1 tRNA gene is annotated in these 254 nt (G+C 57.5%); it reads right to left on the bottom strand.

Annotation, left to right across the window (positions count from 1 at the left end):
• Positions 1-2: 2 nt before the first annotated feature.
• A tRNA-Asp gene (locus tag ACCC96_RS30380) sits at positions 3-76 on the bottom strand.
• Positions 77-254: the final 178 nt, after the last annotated feature.

The following is a 254-nucleotide window of genomic DNA, read 5'->3' as shown; positions in this document are numbered from 1 at the left end:
GGCGCAGCGGACGGGACTCGAACCCGCGACCCCCGGCGTGACAGGCCGGTATTCTAACCGACTGAACTACCGCTGCGTATCGCTTTGAGCTGACGCTCAAGTATCTCGTCTGATTGAAGCTTCGAGACTTTTCAATCTCGCTTTTCAATCTCGAACCAAGGTAAACCTGACTCGGAAAATATGGCGCAGCGGACGGGACTCGAACCCGCGACCCCCGGCGTGACAGGCCGGTATTCTAACCGACTGAACTACCG

It is taken from the genome of Pseudomonas sp. Pseusp11 (assembly GCF_047304405.1).
In the GTDB taxonomy this organism is placed as follows: Bacteria; Pseudomonadota; Gammaproteobacteria; order Pseudomonadales; family Pseudomonadaceae; genus Aquipseudomonas.
This window is presented reverse-complemented; position numbering and strand designations above follow the sequence as displayed.